16 protein-coding genes and 1 pseudogene are annotated in these 18,692 nt (G+C 50.4%); 6 read left to right on the plus strand and 11 right to left on the minus strand.

Features of this window, described 5'->3' with window-relative positions:
* Positions 1-65 precede the first annotated feature (65 nt).
* From GmarT_RS03830 to GmarT_RS03840, 3 genes are all read left to right on the plus strand, one after another.
* Positions 66-1,370, plus strand: coding sequence for a WD40 repeat domain-containing protein (locus GmarT_RS03830; protein ID WP_002644246.1), 1,305 nt, complete (start codon positions 66-68; stop codon positions 1,368-1,370).
* Between the two features lie 303 nt (positions 1,371-1,673).
* On the plus strand, positions 1,674-3,467 hold the full coding sequence (locus GmarT_RS03835; RefSeq protein ID WP_149302434.1) for a hypothetical protein: 1,794 nt from the start codon (positions 1,674-1,676) through the stop codon (positions 3,465-3,467).
* A 105-nt stretch (positions 3,468-3,572) separates the two neighbouring features.
* Entirely contained in the window at positions 3,573-3,803 is a 231-nt protein-coding gene (locus GmarT_RS03840; protein WP_002644244.1) for a DUF1569 domain-containing protein, read from the plus strand.
* A 27-nt stretch (positions 3,804-3,830) separates the two neighbouring features.
* On the opposite strand, the gene GmarT_RS03845 is transcribed toward GmarT_RS03840, so the two are convergent.
* The 4 genes and pseudogenes from GmarT_RS03845 to GmarT_RS03860 all read right to left on the minus strand — a co-directional run bounded on the left by GmarT_RS03845 (position 3,831) and on the right by GmarT_RS03860 (position 6,760).
* Positions 3,831-5,243, minus strand: coding sequence for a leucine-rich repeat domain-containing protein (locus GmarT_RS03845; RefSeq protein WP_002644243.1), 1,413 nt, complete (start codon positions 5,241-5,243; stop codon positions 3,831-3,833).
* A 273-nt stretch (positions 5,244-5,516) separates the two neighbouring features.
* Positions 5,517-5,645 (minus strand): annotated as a pseudogene (locus tag GmarT_RS30315) (type II toxin-antitoxin system PemK/MazF family toxin); the annotation flags it as partial.
* Between the two features lie 26 nt (positions 5,646-5,671).
* On the minus strand, positions 5,672-5,881 hold the full coding sequence (locus GmarT_RS03855) for a hypothetical protein (RefSeq protein WP_044236340.1): 210 nt from the start codon (positions 5,879-5,881) through the stop codon (positions 5,672-5,674).
* Positions 5,882-6,010: 129 nt separating this feature from the next.
* A complete protein-coding gene (locus tag GmarT_RS03860) occupies positions 6,011-6,760 on the minus strand; it encodes an HpcH/HpaI aldolase family protein (protein ID WP_002644240.1) in 750 nt (249 codons plus the stop codon).
* A 159-nt stretch (positions 6,761-6,919) separates the two neighbouring features.
* Here GmarT_RS03860 and GmarT_RS03865 point away from each other — a divergent pair, with 159 nt between their 5' ends.
* A complete protein-coding gene (locus GmarT_RS03865; protein ID WP_149302436.1) occupies positions 6,920-7,777 on the plus strand; it encodes an SGNH/GDSL hydrolase family protein in 858 nt (285 codons plus the stop codon).
* Positions 7,778-7,912: 135 nt separating this feature from the next.
* Here the strand turns inward: GmarT_RS03865 and GmarT_RS03870 are convergent, their stop codons facing one another.
* The 7 genes from GmarT_RS03870 to GmarT_RS03900 form a co-directional block, all read right to left on the minus strand.
* On the minus strand, positions 7,913-9,616 hold the full coding sequence (locus tag GmarT_RS03870; RefSeq protein WP_081459382.1) for an FHA domain-containing serine/threonine-protein kinase: 1,704 nt from the start codon (positions 9,614-9,616) through the stop codon (positions 7,913-7,915).
* Positions 9,617-10,008: 392 nt separating this feature from the next.
* Complete coding sequence (locus tag GmarT_RS03875) at positions 10,009-11,055, minus strand: metallophosphoesterase family protein (RefSeq protein ID WP_002644237.1); 1,047 nt, start codon at positions 11,053-11,055, stop codon at positions 10,009-10,011.
* A gap of 73 nt (positions 11,056-11,128) precedes the next feature.
* Positions 11,129-11,509 (minus strand): hypothetical protein, encoded by a 381-nt coding sequence (locus GmarT_RS03880; protein WP_002644236.1) that lies wholly within the window; start codon positions 11,507-11,509, stop codon positions 11,129-11,131.
* A gap of 103 nt (positions 11,510-11,612) precedes the next feature.
* Positions 11,613-12,491 carry a DUF1559 domain-containing protein gene (locus GmarT_RS03885; RefSeq protein WP_002644235.1) on the minus strand — a complete coding sequence of 293 codons (879 nt, stop codon included), beginning with the start codon at positions 12,489-12,491 and terminating at the stop codon, positions 11,613-11,615.
* A gap of 93 nt (positions 12,492-12,584) precedes the next feature.
* Positions 12,585-14,000: a FecR domain-containing protein gene (locus tag GmarT_RS03890; protein ID WP_002644234.1), complete on the minus strand. Its 1,416-nt coding sequence runs from the start codon at positions 13,998-14,000 to the stop codon at positions 12,585-12,587.
* Positions 13,997-14,605 carry a sigma-70 family RNA polymerase sigma factor gene (locus GmarT_RS03895; RefSeq protein ID WP_002644233.1) on the minus strand — a complete coding sequence of 203 codons (609 nt, stop codon included), beginning with the start codon at positions 14,603-14,605 and terminating at the stop codon, positions 13,997-13,999. Before GmarT_RS03895 ends, GmarT_RS03890 begins: the two co-directional genes overlap by 4 nt.
* Positions 14,606-15,081: 476 nt before the next feature.
* A complete protein-coding gene (locus tag GmarT_RS03900) occupies positions 15,082-16,056 on the minus strand; it encodes a hypothetical protein (RefSeq protein WP_002644231.1) in 975 nt (324 codons plus the stop codon).
* Positions 16,057-16,300: 244 nt separating this feature from the next.
* Here GmarT_RS03900 and GmarT_RS03905 point away from each other — a divergent pair, with 244 nt between their 5' ends.
* Complete coding sequence (locus GmarT_RS03905) at positions 16,301-16,675, plus strand: hypothetical protein (protein ID WP_002644230.1); 375 nt, start codon at positions 16,301-16,303, stop codon at positions 16,673-16,675.
* Complete coding sequence (locus GmarT_RS03910) at positions 16,672-18,663, plus strand: sodium:solute symporter family transporter (RefSeq protein WP_002644229.1); 1,992 nt, start codon at positions 16,672-16,674, stop codon at positions 18,661-18,663. Before GmarT_RS03905 ends, GmarT_RS03910 begins: the two co-directional genes overlap by 4 nt.
* Positions 18,664-18,692: the final 29 nt, after the last annotated feature.

Genomic DNA, 18,692 nt, shown 5'->3' on the forward strand with positions numbered 1-18,692 from the left:
TAAATGTAGTGACTAGAGAATATTCTTTTGAAGCATGAACTGATGAGCCAGGAAAGGCTTAAGGCATGGATCGGTGTCCTTCTTCGCTGCCCGTAGCTGTTTGTGTATTGATGGGCAGTTTCCTATGTAACTTGATTCATGTCAGTTACGGCCAGACCTCACAGGAGTTAGCCCCGCAGACTCTCTTGCACGGGGGATTGAACGACGTTATTGCTGTCTGCTTTTCAAAATCCGGCAACGAACTGGCAGCTGTAGACAGTGAAGGATTACTGGCAATCTGGCAGATAGACCAGAAAAAACTTATTGGAAAAGTCCAGTTGTCAGATGGAATGGGGGATCTGCCTTGTCTGGAATGGGACGCCGAAGGATCGAAGTTACTCATCTGGTCTCATAAAGTTGGTGCGTTTGTGATAGATCCGCGTTCAATGAAACAGACTACAATCTTTTCAAAATCGAAAGAGTTACAGGGAACGATTCCCTATCGTTACCGTTCAACTCAAGATCTGAGGTTGTCTCCAGATGGCAAGTCTCTCCTGCGTGTACAATCTGCGCTGATCGATGTTACCGATGAAGTGCAGGCGTCAGGTTCAGTTCCTTCGTTTTTAGAAGAAATCAATATTGAGACAGAAAAAGTATTAAAACTGGATGCTCCCAGATACATCATGTGTGTTGCATATTATCAAAATGGGCAATTTCTGGTGACTGACTGGGATGCCACATTATTTAAAGGGTATTTGAATCCGGGTTCTCAGAAAACACAAGTTCTTAGAAAAACCAGTAAAGGGAGACAGGAACTCTATAATAATATAACTATGGTTTATCGGGGGGCACTAGATCTATCTGCGGATGAAAAATACGCCGTGGTTAGCGGTGTTTCGGGAGAATTTAAATATGATAAATCTGGCGAAGTAAAGAACAGCATCTCGGGAGTAGTTGATGTCTTTCAACTTGACCCATTGGAAAAAATCAAAACACTTCCAATTACGAAAATTAATTTTGAAGACCAGCGAATTTCCAATATTTTCAGTCAGTTGAATACAGTTTGTATTTCTCCAGATAGTTCCTATATTGCTGCTGGTTCTCTGAGTGGGATTATCCAAATCTGGAATCGTAAAAATATGCAAACCGTTCGAGTAAAAAACCTTAAATATGAAGATACTCCTCGAGATATACATTTTGCACCAGGTAGACAACCACTTTGCGCTTTCATTGCAGGTCATGAGAACTCCTTCTACTTGTTTGATTTAAACAAAAAGCGGGATTTCAAGTTGAGTGCGGTTCAAACTTTTGACTGGTCAGCAGACGGAAAACAACTTGCAGTCGGCGGAGGAGAAGACGGGGCGGTGCTTATTTTCCATATGGAAGAATAGGCTCTACTGAAAGATCCTTTTCAGAAACAGCAAGATCTACACAGTCAAGAACGATTGTTCTATTTCTCAAGACAATCGAATAGCCTCATCTTACACTCAGTGCCTCATATTCCTGGATTCTGGAGGCAAAGAATAATTTTCTGGGTGAAATCGATTCAGGCGTTCGTGTAAGCTGGTGTTGTGGGGAGAGGAACCAGCTTCCCAATGGATGTGGCTCAAATTAAAACAGCATCCAGAATCTTTGCATGAGAGATAGCAACGCTTCAGATGGTCCGAGTAGTAGAAAGCCCTGTTATGGTGCAGATGCGACGACCACGCTTCGGATACAACTTAATCATACTGGCGAACTTGCTGTTCCTCAGCACAAACTGCTCCGAGCAGAGGCCGGCACCGGTTGAGATGGACTGGTGCCTGTCAGACACGGGGGGGATCATCAGCAGTGGTTTCGAATTACGCGATGGTCGGGTGATTGGCGTCAATCTCGCGAGAATCAAGGAGGAAAGTGTTTCGGAAAAACTGCTGGCACTGCGTGAACTGGAGTCCCTGCGGCTGACCACACAGGCCTTTGACGCTCTGGGGTCTGAAGCGATTTCAAGCCAGTTCACACAACTGAATGAACTCTGCATTCGGTTTGAGGCATCGTCAGCTAGCGATCAGGGAGCAATAGCATTCGCTGAATATCGGCGGCTCCTGACTTTGCCTCACTTAAAAAAGTTGACGGTGGAAATTCTGCAGCTGACTGAGGACGGCAATTCTCTTCCCGTGACACCGGTCAGCCCCATTCTGCAGCTCGATATGGCAGTGAATCTACAATCACAGCTGTTCCCGGTATTGGACGGACTGCAATTGAAGCACTTGCGTTTACAGTTAACGCGGGACAGTCGCCCGTTCACTGCTGACGATCTGGAAGAGATCAATCGGCAGCTCAGTCTGGAATCATTCACCTTTTTCGGGCCAACGTTATTTACCTTCCCCGGTCAGTCTCGTGTCGAACCGGCGCGAATTGACTTTTCCCGACTCAACAGACTCAATCGACTGCAGGAAGTGTCGCTGTGCAATGTGCATTTCGATCCGGCAGGCTTGCTGCATCTGCCGCAACTCAAACGACTCACGATCCGGGAATGTCAGTTGGAAACGTCTTCGTTCGAAGCTCTGCTGCAACATCCGTCCCTGGAAAAAGTGGTGGTGCTGGGATGCTCGAACGAGGATCTGAGGATCTCTCAGCCGTTACCCCCTGTGGACTCAAAACTGAAACAGATTGATCTGGAAATGGTCTCCCTGGCCGAACTGAAAATGTTCGCGAATCTAAACTGTGATATGCGCGTTACCCTCGGGAGCATAAATTCAGAGCGTTATCTGGAACGTTTTTTCTGCTCGATGGGTGGCTCAGTTCTGCGTGTGGGAGAGCCGGAATTGCAGCAGTTGGACCAGCTGAAAACCATGTCAGAGTTAAAACTGGTGAATAGTGTATCTGGTACGATAGAACCCGCGATGATTGTGCGTCTGGCGGCGCTCCCTACCCTGCGGTCATTGACAGTGAACGGAGTCGATCTCAAGAAAAGCAAAGAGGAGTTGCCTCGTATAAAAGCCAACCCGAGATTGCAGCACCTTTCACTGCTGACATACCCCGGACCGGCACCGGAGATGCTCAATCGACTGCTTCCGCCTGAGCTGCTCAGCCTCTCGCTCAGAGCCAGTCAAGATACAGAGCAACATCCGGTTGATCCCTGGAAAATTTTAACCGTGCCTCCATTGTCTCAACTGCAAAAAATTGAGCTGAGTGATTTCCAATTTCTGCGTGATAAGTCGCGTATCCCCGTACAATTTCTTCCCCGGTCCTTAAGGCAGATCACGTTTGAATTCTGTGATCTGGATGCGGACTGTCTGGATTATATTTCGAAGCAGCCCCCTCAACTGAAAGAGTTCCGTATAACGGGGTTGAGCTCAGTTTCAAAGGATGACGATCTCTTAATGCTCAATCGTTATTCCAATCTGGAACGCATTGACCTGTTTAACAGCCAGATATCTGCAGGAGTCGCTTTTCAACTCAATGCCAGTCATGTCCGGATTGGCGGAGAGGAGATGTTTGACTGGTAAATCAGAAAGCGACGAAGTTGAGAGAGGGAATCACTATGACTATACTTCATCACCATTCAGTCGAAAAACATCGTCCAGAAATTCCTTGGAACTGGCGTATATCGGTTGGGCGAGGGCATTCCCACGTCTCCGATCTTTGTCCCGTCCGGTGATCTGGATGACGCCATTGAGGCGGAAAAATCCGCAGCAAGCGTGACCCGCTACAAAGCTCATCCAGGACCCTATGCCCCCCATCCCGGTTTCGGCCGCCTCGATCCCGAAACCCTGGAAAAGGTTTATACGACCCACGCCGCCCATCATCTGCGGTTTCTGGAACCCGATACAGAATCGGCGTAAAGCTTTCGCTGGTCACGTTAACGAGTTTTATTTTTCATATTTGTTGAATCTGACTTTACAGTTTGTAAACATTTTTTTGATTTCGTTGGAGTCTACTTTCAGCGTTCCATGAAAACCAAAACTCAGGTATTCCAGATTCTTAAGTGGCTTCAGATGATTCAGGTCAGAGAGAGTCGGATCATCAAACGAAAATGAGCTCAGACTGGTCAGTTGACTGATTTCCGGTGGTAGCTGTTTGATCGGATTTCCAATCAGGTCTAAAGACCTCAATTTCTTGAGACGTCCGATTTCGGCAGGCAGCTCAGTGATCTGGTTATCAGCGAAAGAGAGCCTCTCCAGATTCTGGAGTTTCCAGATTTCCGGCGGGATCGAAGTAAATTGATTTTGATCCAGAAAAAGCCCTCCCAGAGACAGGTGATTGCCAAACTCCGGTGGGAGTGAACTAAGTTGATTGCTTTGGAGATAAAGTTCAGGGATCTTTTTAAGCCGAATGATTGAGGCGGGAATGGATGTCAGATTATTGTTTTGCAGCGACAGTTTCTCTAAACCCGTGAGGTCCCCAAACTCTTTTGGCAGCGAGGTGAGATCGTTATGCATCAGGTCCAGATCCTTCAGGTTTTTCAGCTTTCCGATTTCAGGTGGCAGAGAAGTGAGATGATTCTTAAATAAATCCAGTCTCTTCAGATTCCTGAGATTTCCAATTTCAGAAGGCAGGAATTCGATCTGATTTTCTCTGAGATCGAGCGTCTCTAAGTTTTCCAGATTTCCGATCTGAGGCGGAAGTTCTTTGATCCTGTTTTTGAGGGCATACAGATACCGCAGTTTTTTGAGGCCTCCAATGGAATCCGTCACCGTAACCATCTCATTACCATTCATAGAGAGGCTGTTTAACTGATGGAGTTTTTCGAATACCGGAGGCAGTGAGGCTATGGAATTGGAATCGAGATTGAGATCGCGCAGGTTTTCCAGCATCCCAAATTCAGGAGGCAGCGTTTTGAGCCAGTTGCTGGAAAGGTTCAGCCTTTCCAGACTCGATAGCTGACCAAATTCCGGATCCAGCCGCATGAGTTTGTTTTCCGACAGATCCAGTTCTTTCAATTGACTGAGATTTCCGATTTCATCTGGTAAATAGCGAATACTGTTGTCAGAGACATTCAACCAGGTCAGATTCTTGAGATTTCCAATTTCAGGCGATAATTCAGAAAGAGAGTTATCAGAAATATTCAGCCAGGTAACCTTGGTATCAGTCGGGAAGAGATGCAGGGAGTCATCGGAGAGGTCTATTTTCACCTCAGAAGTACCGCTGATGCGGCCATTGTTGATCGTCTTTGGAATTTTTACGGGCCGATCGGGCCCTTTTTCACATCCAATTGATACCAGCAGCAATCCGATCAGCGCCAAACCATTCACCAGGTCTCGTACCTGTCTCAAGTGATTCATGATGTAACCTTCGATTCAAAACGAACAAAAGCAGATTCTGATAAAGTTCTCTTGATCATAGCACGCCAGTCTCACTTTAACAGCGTCAGCAGTTCGCGGTTTCCGGAACCCCGGACGGGAACGTGAATCCATCACTTTCCCAGGTACCACACTTTCAGGGCTGCTTTATCGCGTTGAGGATCACCTTCAATATCTGTTCGTCTTCCTGCGGAAGGATCAACGAAAAAAAGAGCTTCATTAAATTCCTGCTGCTTTACTGAAGAAGTCTGTGCTCTACAACTCTAAAGCAGTTCTCAGACAATGGTCAATTTGCTCCATGGTTGTAGCGGAAAGAGATCCAATCACTTTGGCGATATGCTGTTGGCGGATGGTATAAATATTGGAGCAGTTAATCACAGAGGGACGGCGAAGACCCGATTATAACGAGATTACTTCTCATTGAGATATTCTAGATACTGATCAGGGTTTTCATCATCCAGCGCTTCGATTACTGCCGAATAGGATTCCTCTGTGTCGCGAATCTTCTGAAGTTTCTCGAACAGATCTTCGCGGATCAGGATGCAGTCCAGTTCGCCGACTTTGATGGAAACTATTTCACCGCGGGAAACGGCTTCAGATTGTGCCTGAGTCAGATTCATCTTTACCTCCATTTGAATTGTTACCTCTGAACTAGAGAAAGGTAAGAATATTTAGCGACAAAAGGATAAATCTGCACATTTTGAAAGCATCTGATTCATTCCTGAAAATTATTAAGAGGACGTTCTATTTTACTTTAACTGTCCCAGCATTTTGCGGGCGGCGTGGCCCAGCATCACGGTGTCGACGCCGACGGTGATCAGGGTGAAGCCTTTTTCGATGTAGGGTTTGACGGCGTCGACGGTCACGCCGAAAATGCCAAGCGGAATGTTGTTTTTCTTGCAGACTTCCGTGACATGGTCGATTGCGCCGGTGACTTCGGGGTGATCGATTTCGCCGATGCGTTTCAGGCTGGCAGAGAGATCATACGGGCCGATCAAAACGGCATCGACGCCGGGGACTTGAGCGATGTCTTCGATCGCATTGACCGCGTCAATGTGTTCGGCCTGAACGACGACTGTGGTCTCTGCATTCGCTCTCGCCAGGTAATCGTCAAACGCAAATCCGTATCCGTGGGCGCGGCCCAGACCGACGCCGCGGGTTCCCTCGGGAGAATAGCGGGACCAGGACACGATGTTCGCCGCCTGTTCTGCGGAATTCACCTGCGGTGCGATAATCCCGGCGGCTCCGATGTCGAGCGCTTTCTTGACCGAGACCTCTTCAGGGGCCTGCAGTCTCACCAGACTGGGCAGCCGATTCCCGACGCGACCGATAATTGCCTGCAGATCTGCTGTGGATAAAGTGCTGTGTTCCGCATCAAGGAACAGCCAGTCGTATCCCACTTCGGAGAAGATCTCGGCGACCTCCGGGTTGGAGAGGCTGACCAACGGGGAGATCAGCAGTTTGCCTTGTTTGAGTTGCGAGCGAAAATTGTCTGGCACGGCTGTGTCCTTTATCTGTTATCTGTCGTTGAGATTTACGGGTGGAATCGTCATCGGTAAAGAATCTGCGGCCTGCGATTGTCTCCGGCGGGGACCTGCGGTATCCTGAATTCTGAACGTTCTTACCAGAAAATGATACCAGATTCCGGGAAACCTCAAATGCGCCGACCTGTTCTTTTCACACGCTGCTGTTATTTCGTCTGTCTGATGACAGTTTTCATCGTAACTCCCCTGGCTGCGAATGACAAGAAAACCGAACCGACCAACGCTGCGGAAGCGGCTGCGAAAAAAGCCGAGCAGGCAGCGGCCATCAATAAAAAGTTTGCAGAATGGAAAGCAACACTTTCCCCCGAACAACAGGCGTGGGAAACCGTCCTGGAAGAAAACCTGGGTGGCTTCTATCTCCCCATCTATAAAAAACAGAAGGTGCAAGGCGTCGTCACTGCCTGGGATTATGTCGCCGACGATCCGAACCTGCCGCGCGTACTGTTGATTGGGGATTCCGTTTCGCGAGGCTACACACAAGCCGCCCGCAAAGCATTGAAAGGCAAAGCCAACGTGCATCGCGCGCCGGCCAACTGTGGTCCCACGGCGACCGGTCTGAAGAAACTGGATGTCTGGCTGGGGGACGGCAAGTGGGATGTGATTCACTTCAACTTCGGCATTCACGACCGTCGCACCCCGGCTGCCGAATATGAACAGCGGCTGGACGAAATTGTAAAACGTCTGAAGAAAACGGGCGCGACCGTCGTCTGGGCCAGCAGCACACCGATCCCCGCTGACTGGAAAGAGGGACCGGAAATGAAAACGAAGCTGGAAGAAAAGAACGCGATTGCCGCTAAAGTGATGAAAGACAATGGCGTGGAAATCGATGACCTGTATGCCTTCATCCTGCCGCATCTGTCAGAGACACAAAATCCCAAAGACGTGCATTTCAACGGTAAAGGCTACAACATGCTGGGGCAGCAGGTCGCGAAACATATTGAAGGCACGCTGGAAAAACGCGATCAGAAATAAAGACAGGCTTGACCTGATTTGAATGAAATTTCTGACTCGGATTTATCTAAAGCATTCGCGAGAGTGAGCTGCGACCTCCTGCTCGCTGCGCTCGGCCCGAATTTTATTCGGGCTCACCCATTTCTCATAAATTTACTACGACAGCAGCCAGTAACCGATGCCGGCGATCAGGCAGATGCCGGCCAGGACGGAGGCGGCGATGAGCATGGGTTTGCTTTTTGACTTCTTGACGTACTGATTGGGGGACGCGACGCGAAAGTGGTACGTCGCTGCCAGGGAGAGCGTGTTGCCGGGGAAGAGGATCTGTTCCTGAACGCGTTTTCCTTCGACCTCTGTGCCGTTTTTGCTTTTGAGGTCCGTCACGATCCAGCCGGTATTTTCATAATGGAAGGCGCAGTGTTCGCCTGAGATGCCCGGCCGGTCCAGCCGGATATCGCAGCCGGCGTTGCGACCCAGCACAACCCGTTCTTTTGTGATGGGAAACCGCTGTTTGTTATCCAGGTCAATCAGATCGATGGGCTGCAGGACACCGGTCAGGGCGCTGCTGGCTTTTTCCGCCATGACGTCTGTGGATTCGGTTGGAACCGAATGTCGCAGGATGCCGCTCTTGGAAATGTCCGATTCTCCTCGCGTCAAACGTTCGATGCCATCTGATTTTTTCTTTGCCATTTCCGCGACGTGGCTGGCTGTCGCGATACGCGAGGAAAGTTGTGGTTTGACAATACTTGACTGGGCAATGGCGCTGCGGGCTTTGGCCTGCTGCACGCGCTGTGAGACGATTTTGTTGAAGCGAAATTCGATGGGCGTGCGTTTCGCGAACGGTTCGAGGGCCGCAGACACCTCTTTCATTGTCTGAAAGCGATCATCGGGTTGCTTGGCCATCATTTTTTCGACGATGGCGACAACTTCAGCGGGAACTTTAGGAGCGATTTCAGCAATCGATTTCGGCGTCTGTTCGCGATGCGCCTGGATTTTCTGTGCCGCGGTCCCGGTGGGGAAGGGGAGTTTGCCGGTCAGCAGGAAATACATCGTGCATCCCAGGCTGTAGATGTCCGTGCGGGCATCGGCTGACTGACCATCTTTTGACTGTTCCGGGGCAATATATTCCGGTGTCCCCACGCAGCCATGGCCAAAGATCATTGCCAGCGAGAACTCGGCTTCGGGATGATCCTTGAGCAGCGCCAGACCGAAGTCGAGCACTTTGACGTACCCTTCTGAATCGATAATCAGGTTTTCGGGTTTGAGATCGCGATGAATGATTCCCCCCCGATGAGCGACTGCCAGCCCGCGGGCCGCCTGGGAAATGACATCACAGACTTGAGGCGTCGGCAGTGATTTCTGTTTGAGCAGGACCAGTTCGAGCAGGCTGATGCCTTTGACGAATTCCATCGCGATGTAACAGACGGCCCCCGCTTCTTCATAACTGATCGTACGTACGACATGCGGATGTTCCAGTCGCGCACCGGCAATCGCTTCCAGTTTGAGGCGCGTCATCATGCCGGCATCATTGCGGCATTTCTCATTCAGCACCTTTAAGGCAACCGGATCTTTCGTTTCTTTATCCTCTGCCAGGTACAGGCTGCCCATGCCACCAAAGCCGAGTACTTCAAGGATTTTATAGCGGTCGATAAAAAATCCGCGTGTACGACCTGACAGCAGACGTTCCCCCTGGTAGCGCGTCAAAACTTTCGCGGTCACCAGGCGCTGGGCGGCTTCTTTCGGAGAAGCCGCGTTCTCGAGTTCATACCGATCAATGACCGTGCGGACCTCGTCCACCGAGAGCAGGTGGCTCTCCCGCAAAAGATTAAGGAATGTCTCTATGTCTGGCGGCTTAGGCATAACACCCTGTAGTGAGAACTCGTTGAGAAATGTTCTTAATTATATACATATGCCGAGCATTTTGGTAGCAGATTCTACGGCGGAATGCTGAGATCTGAATTTAGAAGAAAGAGGAAGCCTGCTCTTATATTCAATCCAGGAGAGGGTTTCGGTCTCGAATGATTCCGGAGGATCGCCGTCAATGTGGAAATGTCAGCTATCGATTCCGTGCCAAAAGCGGAATTTGCAAGGCAGGCGGCAGAGGTGTTTTTGCGGGTAGAACGGACCTGAAGCAGATTGAAACTGGCGTGCGTCGGCATACGGGTCGACGTTCCCGCGGCCCGCTGTGCCGGCGTGATCATTTCCCTTGTCTGTGAAAGAGAAATGAAAAGCCGGACATGATTGACGCCGATTTATTTCGCCATCTGGTAGTCAAGTGTGAACTGATGCTGGTTGCGTGCTGGCACGATTTTCGTTTTTTCACACAGCTGTTTCTTTACCGGATTCCAGGTGCGGACTTCAATTTTGTTTTGAGCGGGGATAAACCGCATCAGGCGGAATCCTTCTGCACCGTAATCTGACAGCAGTTCGTGCACGGTGTTGCCGTGTTTTCCTTTGACTGTCTGATGTAATGCCTGTGTGCGGCTCTGGTCGCCACAGCAGATCAGGAACAGGTTTTTGTGCTGGCTGAAACATTTATCCCACATCTGCTGCGAAGTATTGCCATTTGTGCCATGACATTTTTTCCAGACCATGCGGCCTTTGGGGGCATCGAAATAGTCGCGTGGCTCTTTGGGATGTTCCAGAGGTCCGAGATCCATGTGAGTCGTGATAATCGCTCTGCGATCCGCATGCTGTTCCAGCACCTGATCGGCCCAGGCTAAGACATTATCGGGGGCATTGCATTCCAGATGCACAATGATGAAGTCCATGCCTTCCGCGGAGAAAAGTTGAAAGCTGTTGGCATTGTTACCTGAGACTTCCGGTTTTCCACTGGCAGGTTCAAAACAGCCGCCATACCAGTCAAGTTCGGTAAACCGCGATTTGGGAAAGTACTTCTGAAACAGTGAAGAATTTCCGGTCTTACCCACCATGTCATGATTGCCGACACTGATTCCATAAGGAACTTTGCCGTGCAGCTTATCCATGCACTGTTGAGCGACTTTCCACTGTTCGTCGTTGTTAATATCAACGATATCTCCCACATGACTGACGAAGACAATCTTCTGTCGATCCAGTTCATCGACAATGCAATTGGTAATCGCTGCGAAAACCGGATTTGATGTCGGATCTTCGGCCTGTGACTTTCGTTTGGTTCCCTGGCCCTGGTAATGTTGCGTATCAGGGATGACGGCGATGCTGAAGGTGCCCTCTTCAGCGGGAGGCAGTTCCTCTGCAGACAGGGGGAGTACTGAAGCGGCAGTCATAAGCATGGTGTTCAGAATCACGGCAAGTTTCATGGGACATTCGTTTCTAAGAATAACGAGGTGTTTTAATATTATCGCTGAGTCGGCCAGAGGGAAACAATGAATCTTACAGGGGGAATTCAATTTTTACATTCGGATTCGCAGACTTCAAGTCGTCGAACGCTGTCTCCTGTAACTCCGTTTCTGATGCGTCCACTCGTTTGAGTTTACTTAAGCCGGCCAGGGTGGCAATGATCTCGGGGTTGGTTTTCTGTGGCAACTTGACGGCGACCACTTCTCCTGCCTCATCAAGTACGATTTCGGCACCACTCTCGTTGAGCTGAGAGACTGCCTGTTCCACCTGTGCAGCGGGTTGACTGGCTGCCAGATCCTGCGAAGACGAACAGCCGCTGCTCATCTGCAATATCAAAACCAGGAAGAGCAGTGATGCCATACCCGATTGAAATTTGTTTGTATTTCCTCGGTCAATTAATGTTGAAACGTTCATTGTCGTAATTTGCCTTTTGGGTTTTGGAAGTAAGAATCACATGCAGGTCGACTGTCGCCAGCCCTCCTGCAGTGAACTCGGGAGTATGATTTTATTGAAACGTTTAGAAGTCGCCGATGACTTCGCCGTCCGCACGACTGCCCAGGTACGAATAAATCGTACGGTTCATATTTTCGCTGAGGAAGCGGACCGAACCATCCATCATCAGAAACTGGGCGCCGCCGACATGCATGCTGCCGAATGCGACTTCGTTGGTCGTGTTCATGGCGACATCGGTGCTGGCCAGGTATTCGGAATATTCGCGAGGCGCACCATCCCAGCCGCCGATGGAAGTGGAACCGATGTAAAAGTGGTCTTTGAATTCATCAAAGTTATTGACACATTCCCCGACACCAATTGTGTTGGACGAACCATCGGTGAGGTCACGCATGCGGATGGAACTGTTCAGAAAGAAGATGCCGTCAGCGTCGGTCACATTGGCTTCGCTGTCCGAACTGCGGGTACCTGAAAAACAGGCGAGATAAGATGTGGGGACGCGGGCATCGATGCCGTCGTGGTTACGATGACTGACGGTCGTGTCAGAGGGACAGCGATAGACGCTGAGGTAAGTCGCACAGGCGTCTTCATTCGCCCCGGTACCCCAGTCTGCATTGAAGTCGATCGTGTTATACAGGTTGGCCTGGTCCAGTCCGGGCAGAATCGAACCGCTCCAGCCGAGCCCGCCGTTTCCGGTTGAGGTGTTTGCGACGACCAGGTCCACGTTAAAGCCGGGAGGCAGGATGCGGTAGGTGTCGTGGTAATTGTGGATGGCCAGACCCATCTGTTTCAGATTGTTTTTGCATTCGGATCGGCGGGCTGCTTCTCGTGCCTGCTGGACCGCAGGCAGGAGCAGGGCAATCAGAATCGCAATGATGGCGATCACGACGAGTAATTCAATCAATGTGAAACCGCGGTTTGATCGATTACGGGATGGGAGTTTCATTTTTCATCTCACTTGGGATAAATACAGGGTTAGTTGTTTTCCGGGTTACAGGAGCCGGAACGATTTTCAGTTAATATTTAAAAGGGACTCTCTTCACTCTTCCGTCGAGACCAGAATGCGAATCTGATCTCGTCCAATTCCTCCTCCGCCACGCTGGCTCCAGGCCACGTGCAGTTGTTTTCCGGAAGAAGAGAGTTCGGTTTTGTCACCACGGTCAATGCCGCGTCCGCTGCGACCGAATTCCTGGTTGTCGTATTCAGTATCAGGACGACCTAAACTCTGGTCGGTGTCATATAAATCCGGGTCAGTTTTGAGCCCTCCCAGAACCGGGTTCCGGAAATGAATCGTGCCATTCACGGCGACCCTGGGATGATCTTTCCCTGCGGCATCCTTGTGTGGTCCGTCCAGATGCAGCAGAAAGACGTTCACTTTCGTACCTTCAGGGATGGTTTGCCTCTGTTCCAGCGAGTCTGCTGCTTTATCCCCAGTAGGGATTTTCCAGACGGTGACATCTTCCTGCAGAATCAGGTTTTTCTGTTCCTGAAACAGAACGAGGTGCTGGCTGCTGCAGCAATCCCCGGCCCCCAGTCGGACAGGTAGTTCCTGTCGGTATTCGATCGCTCCTTCCAGGGTTTCAATCTGTGCCTGAAAACGCAGTGCGCGTGAGAAGCGACTTTCATCGGTTTCGAGAGAGACAGCAGGACTGCCATCCCCTTTCAACTGAATCGCCTGGCCGGCTGTCAGTAAATGGGTGTTCCCTTTTGTCTGTTGATTCTGTTTTTCGGAGCAGACCACTTTGCCCTGAAAGACGTGTGTTTCTGAAGAACCATCCTGTTCCACGTGTACGCCGAACCGGGTTCCCAGGTCAACCACACGTTGTGAAGGGGTTTCCACGACGAAGCCGACCGCCGCAGTATTGACTTCCGCTGCCAGGGATCCTGAGTAGAGTCGAATACTGTTCTGGTGGAGCAGTTCAAACGCCGTCGGACTTTCGAGGACAACTTCGACGCCGGAATTCATCAGCAACCGGACGATTCCCTGTTGCAGTTGATAAGTATGACCGGTAAACAGATCTGTCTCTGGCGTCAACTGCTCTGCTCCCTGGGTGAAAATCGCATGATCCATTTCTCCGAGGACTGCCACCTGCGTGTGTGGTACGGGCTGGACGGCATACCAGGTGAAATATGCCAGCACCGTAAAGGGAAGCACATAACAGACTGTCAGCAGCAGATAATGTGAGAGGGACTTTCGTGCGCGAGGCAGTTTTCTGGCAGTGACTGCCGGCTCTGCCTGAGTGGAAAACAGGTCCCACTGTTCCGGGATGAGGAACTCTTCTTCGAGAATCAGCTCGGCGTGCATGTCCATCAGAAAAACATACAGCTTCTGTGCTTCCACATCGCCGCGCAGTCGTTCGGAAAGTTCTTTCAGCTGGGCGCTGCTCGCGGTTTCATTCTGTACTTCGTAAATCAGTTTAATGAGTGCCCGCTGTTTACGCTGGAGAGACTTCATTCTGCATCCTCCGCATTCATCTTTCGTTCAATGCAGCGAAACAGCGTATTGCGGATGCGATCCAGGTGTCGATAGATCGTGCTCAAAGGCTGATCCATAATGCTGGAAGCGGTTTTGGCACCATGCTCCGATTCGTAAATCAGCTGCAGCAGGTAGAGATCTTTCTCTGGTAACTGGCGTTTACATTGCGCGAGAAATTCTCTTCTGATTTCGAGCAGTTCTTCACAGCGGGCGCGGGTGGAAGCGATCTGATTCAGGAGTTGTTCATCAAACAGGGCGGCGAAGCGCTTTTTACGTTCCATCAGTCGCAGGACTTCGAAGCGGGCAATGCCACAGGCCCAGCGGGTAAAGTTTCCTTCCGACTGATATTCATCAAACTTCCGCCACAGGACCAGGCTGGTCTCCTGCATGATTTCATCGGCATCGTTACGACAGGGGATCAGGGTGAGAATAAACCGGAATATTCGCGAATACGAGTTGGCGTACAGTCGCATAAACCGTTCGTCCTGCACGGTCTTCTGGAGCGGTACAGAGTCCGTCTCTTTCTCTGATTTCGAATCGAATGTGCTGCGATTCGGCGTCGTAAATATGTCAGAACGATCCATGTGAGGTTTCGTGGTAAAAGAATTCGGGTTCAGAAAACGTGTCTGCGGACTGTCGGGTCTGCATGATATTTCCCTGCAGGCTGGAGAAAATTCTCAGGCTAATTTGAAATATTTCTGATTTCGATGAGCAGCAAAAAAAGGGCAGGGATCCGGAGGCGAGAATGGGACTGGACGTCCTGTGAAAAACGAGCGTTACCGGACTGTAGAGAGATTCAAATTATTTGATATGGACCCAGAGAGGCGATATGGGAAATCAATGGGATCTTCACGGACCACCAACGCAATCTTAACAATTGTGGCCAGGTGTGACCTGTCCAGATTTGTAGATCGGGCTTCAATCGGCGCAGGGAAACCAAAAATCGGCGCAGTCGTGATAGCTCTGCAACGGCTCAGTATTCAAGCGGGAAACGTGGCGCACCAATCCAGAGGGGACTTTGAAGACATGCGCGTCATCAGATGCAGCAGCGAAAGCAGGACTACTGGTTCATCGCTTTTTTCTTATTGGCTTCGTGTTTGGCGATCCATTTTTCCGGATCAGCGTCAAATGCTTTGCGACAACCACTGCAGCAGACCCAGAACGATTTTCCCTGGTAATTCACCTGTGACGTTCCCAGGCCGCCTGATATCACGCAGGTTTTGTCACCGTAATCGGAATCACTTTTCGCGAACGAGGTTCCCTTGCGCCGCGTGGTGATCGTATCGACGCGGGCAACACTGTCGCCGCGGAGATCATAGATTTCAAACAGGTAGCGATCGTTGTTTTGCTGATTCAAGGTGATCTGGGCATGCTTTCGTTCGTTCGGCGGGTCGACGAGAGACAGGCTGAGTTTGTAGGTCGTCTGCAGGATGTTGGGATCGGCATCACCCTCGACTTTGGCAACAGGAACCGAGAAGTCGCCTTCGTAAATCCGCTTGTCTCCGTCTTTGTTGGTAATCATCAGCTGGTACATCTGTTTGTCAGTCAGATAAGTCAGACGGGCATTTTCATAGTAGCGGCTTTTGTCTGCCTGCATGACGAGCGCCGGTTGCTGCGGATTGGTCTGCAGGTCCCAGACCCAGTCCAGTGTTTCCACTGAACTGAAACCGTCGGTTTTTTTAAAGGTAATCCCACCCCAGTTACCTAGCATGATCTGTAGCGGTTTCAAGGCTTCGAGTACGCTGTCAAATTTCTGTTCATCGGGAATATCTTTTTTCGATCCTGTTTTTGACGAGTTGCTGCCCAGCGTAATTGGTTCGAAGCGACGAACGGGCTTTTTCTTTGCGCCGGTAGGAGCGGTAGTACTGTCTTCCATTTCCAGTGGTTCCCCGGCTCCCAGGTCGACACCGCCGCCACCCAAGTCAACCGTGACCTCTTCGACCGGTTGCTGTGGCGCATCAGAAGAACCACAGCCCGTGCAGCAGATCAGTAACAAGGTAGAGGCGATAACTGGAAATAACAGACGCAGATTCATATCAACTCACTCCCGAAGAGAATTTCTGGTTGCACGAAAAACGCGGCTGGTTTTACAGGTGAAACTGACCGGTTTTATCTACGGGACAGTATAACAGTCTGTTCACGTTTGTGTCACGGTGAATTCAGTTCTAATAAAATTTCTGCATTCGGGTAGAGGTCCTTTGTGTCTCGTCATGATCGAGAGTACAATCGGTCGCTTAACGCTCAACTTAGAGAAATTCGTTTAGAAGTGAGGGCCGTGCATGAGTACCGCACCATCGAACGACACAGAGTCAATGCAGGTTGACCCTGTCTTTTTAAACTCAAAACGTGAAGCCTGGATCATTCTGGGATTATGGGTGGTCGCATTATTGTGGTCCGTCCCTTACTGTTACATTAACGGGTTTCAGTCCGGCCTCGATCCGGAAGCCATTGAAACCACGATGGGCATTCCCAGCTGGGTGTTCTGGGGGATTGCTTTCCCCTGGCTGGTCGCTGACCTGTTCACCGTCTGGTTCTGCCTGTTCTATATGAAAGAAGACGACCTCGGAGTAGCTCACGAAGGTGAAGATCTCGCAGAAGAAATTGCAGAGATGCATGCAGAAGATGAAGCAACGACCGGGGGGAATGAGTCTTGAGTTTTCTATCCACAACGAATGTGAGTCTGTCGACACTGTTTGCTGAGTCCAGCACGAATGCCGCACTCGTCTCATTTTTAATCTATACGGCAGCGGTTTTTGTCATCGCCGCGTTGTCCAATCGCCTGCTTAAAAGCAAAAGCTTTCTCAGCGAGTACTTTCTGGGAAGTCGTGGCCTGGGGGTCTGGGCATTTGCGTTGACCTTTGCCGCTACCAGTAGTTCCGGCGGCAGTTTTACCGGATTTCCTTCCAAAATTTATTCGCATGGCTGGATTCTGGCACTCTGGATCGGCAGTTACATGGTGGTTCCCATCTGTACGATGGGCCTGATTGGAAAGCGGCTGAACCAGGTAGCACGCCGTTCCGGTTCGATCACGGTTCCCGATGTGGTGCGCGACCGCTTTCACAGTCCGATATTAGGTCTGATGGCGGTTTCGCTGATCGTGTTTTTCATGTCATTTAACCTGGTGGCCCAGTTCAAAGCAGGCAGCCTGATTTTGCAGACGCTGCTGGATGGGGTTTCCATCTTTGAAAGTACTGCCGACGGACTGGCCCAGGCAGTCGCCGGTATCCCATATATTTCAGAATCGGAAAGCCCTGAATACCTGCTGTGTCTGCTGGTCTTCGGTGTTGCCGTCATTCTCTATACTACTTACGGCGGATTTCATGCGGTTGTCTGGACCGATGTGATGCAGGGAATCGTGATGGTCATTGGCGTGATCATCATGCTGCCTTTAGCCATCTCACAGTCCGGTGGTCTGGAGAATACCACGAAACTGATGGCGAAAATGACGCCGCCCCGGATCTCGGATCCGGACAAGGGGGGGATTACATTAACGCTCGCAGAACCCGCGCCGGAAACGATGCGGATTGAATCGGGAACCTGGATTACCGATACCCCGATCGACGATAATAAAACGCCTTTGTTATTCCGTGTTACTGTGGAGAACGAAATAGCCAAGGGTGAGACTACCGTAAATGAAGTCAAAGTGCTGCAGTTGACCACACTGGATGATATTGAGCGGATCCTGGCACGTCGCGAAAGTGAAAAATTTCTCGATGATGTCAGTGTTTCCAATATCGATCTCAAATCGTATGCGTACGGAGAAGAAGGCAGCCAGCAGGGCACCTATGTGGTCGGGCCGGGGCCCAGTCCCGGTAGTGACAGTGGGTTTTTGCCTTTAAGTCTGGCGATTTCGTTCTTCTTCATGTGGGCGATTTCCGGGACCGGTCAGCCCGCTAATATGGTGCGTCTGATGGCTTTTCGCGATACAAAAACGCTGCAGCGTTCCATTTGTACGGTCGCCATTTATTACACACTGATTTATTTTCCGCTGGTCGTGATCTTCTGTTGTGCTCGCGTATTGCTGCCGGGAATGGAGGGGGATTCGGACCGGATCATGCCGGCAATGGCCGTTTATCTGACCGAACATATCGGCATGGGCTGGCTGGCAGGTCTGCTGGTCGCTGCGCCATTTGCCGCCGTGATGTCGACAGTCGACAGCTTCCTGCTGCTGATTTCCTCGGCCTGGGTGCGCGACGTCTATCAGCGGAATATCAATCCCGAAGCCAGTGAGAAAACCATCAAGATGTTAAGTTACCTGGCGACCTTTGTTGTCGGTACCGCTGCGATGGTTGTCGCCATCAATCCACCGCAGTTCCTGCAGGATATTATTGTGTATGTGGGCAGTGGCCTGGCAGCCAGTTTCCTGGCGACGATTGTTTATGGCTTATACTGGAGACGCGTCAATGCGGCAGGCGCCATGGGTGCCATGCTGGGCGGGTTTTCCGTGCACCTGGCGATGTATGTCACCGGTTACTTTGTGAATGGCAGCTTTTTCAAACCCTACCAGTTATTCGATTTTGACCCGATCATTATCGGCCTGTTTGTCTCATTCATCTCCGGTTTTGTTGTCACCAAAATGACGGCTCCCCCGCCGGAGGAACTTGTGCACAAATACTTTTACACCACCAAAGCCGATGCCTGATTCTGGCTGTTTTTCCCGCTGACCTTTTT

This window comes from Gimesia maris (assembly GCF_008298035.1).
Taxonomy (GTDB): Bacteria; Planctomycetota; Planctomycetia; order Planctomycetales; family Planctomycetaceae; genus Gimesia; species Gimesia maris.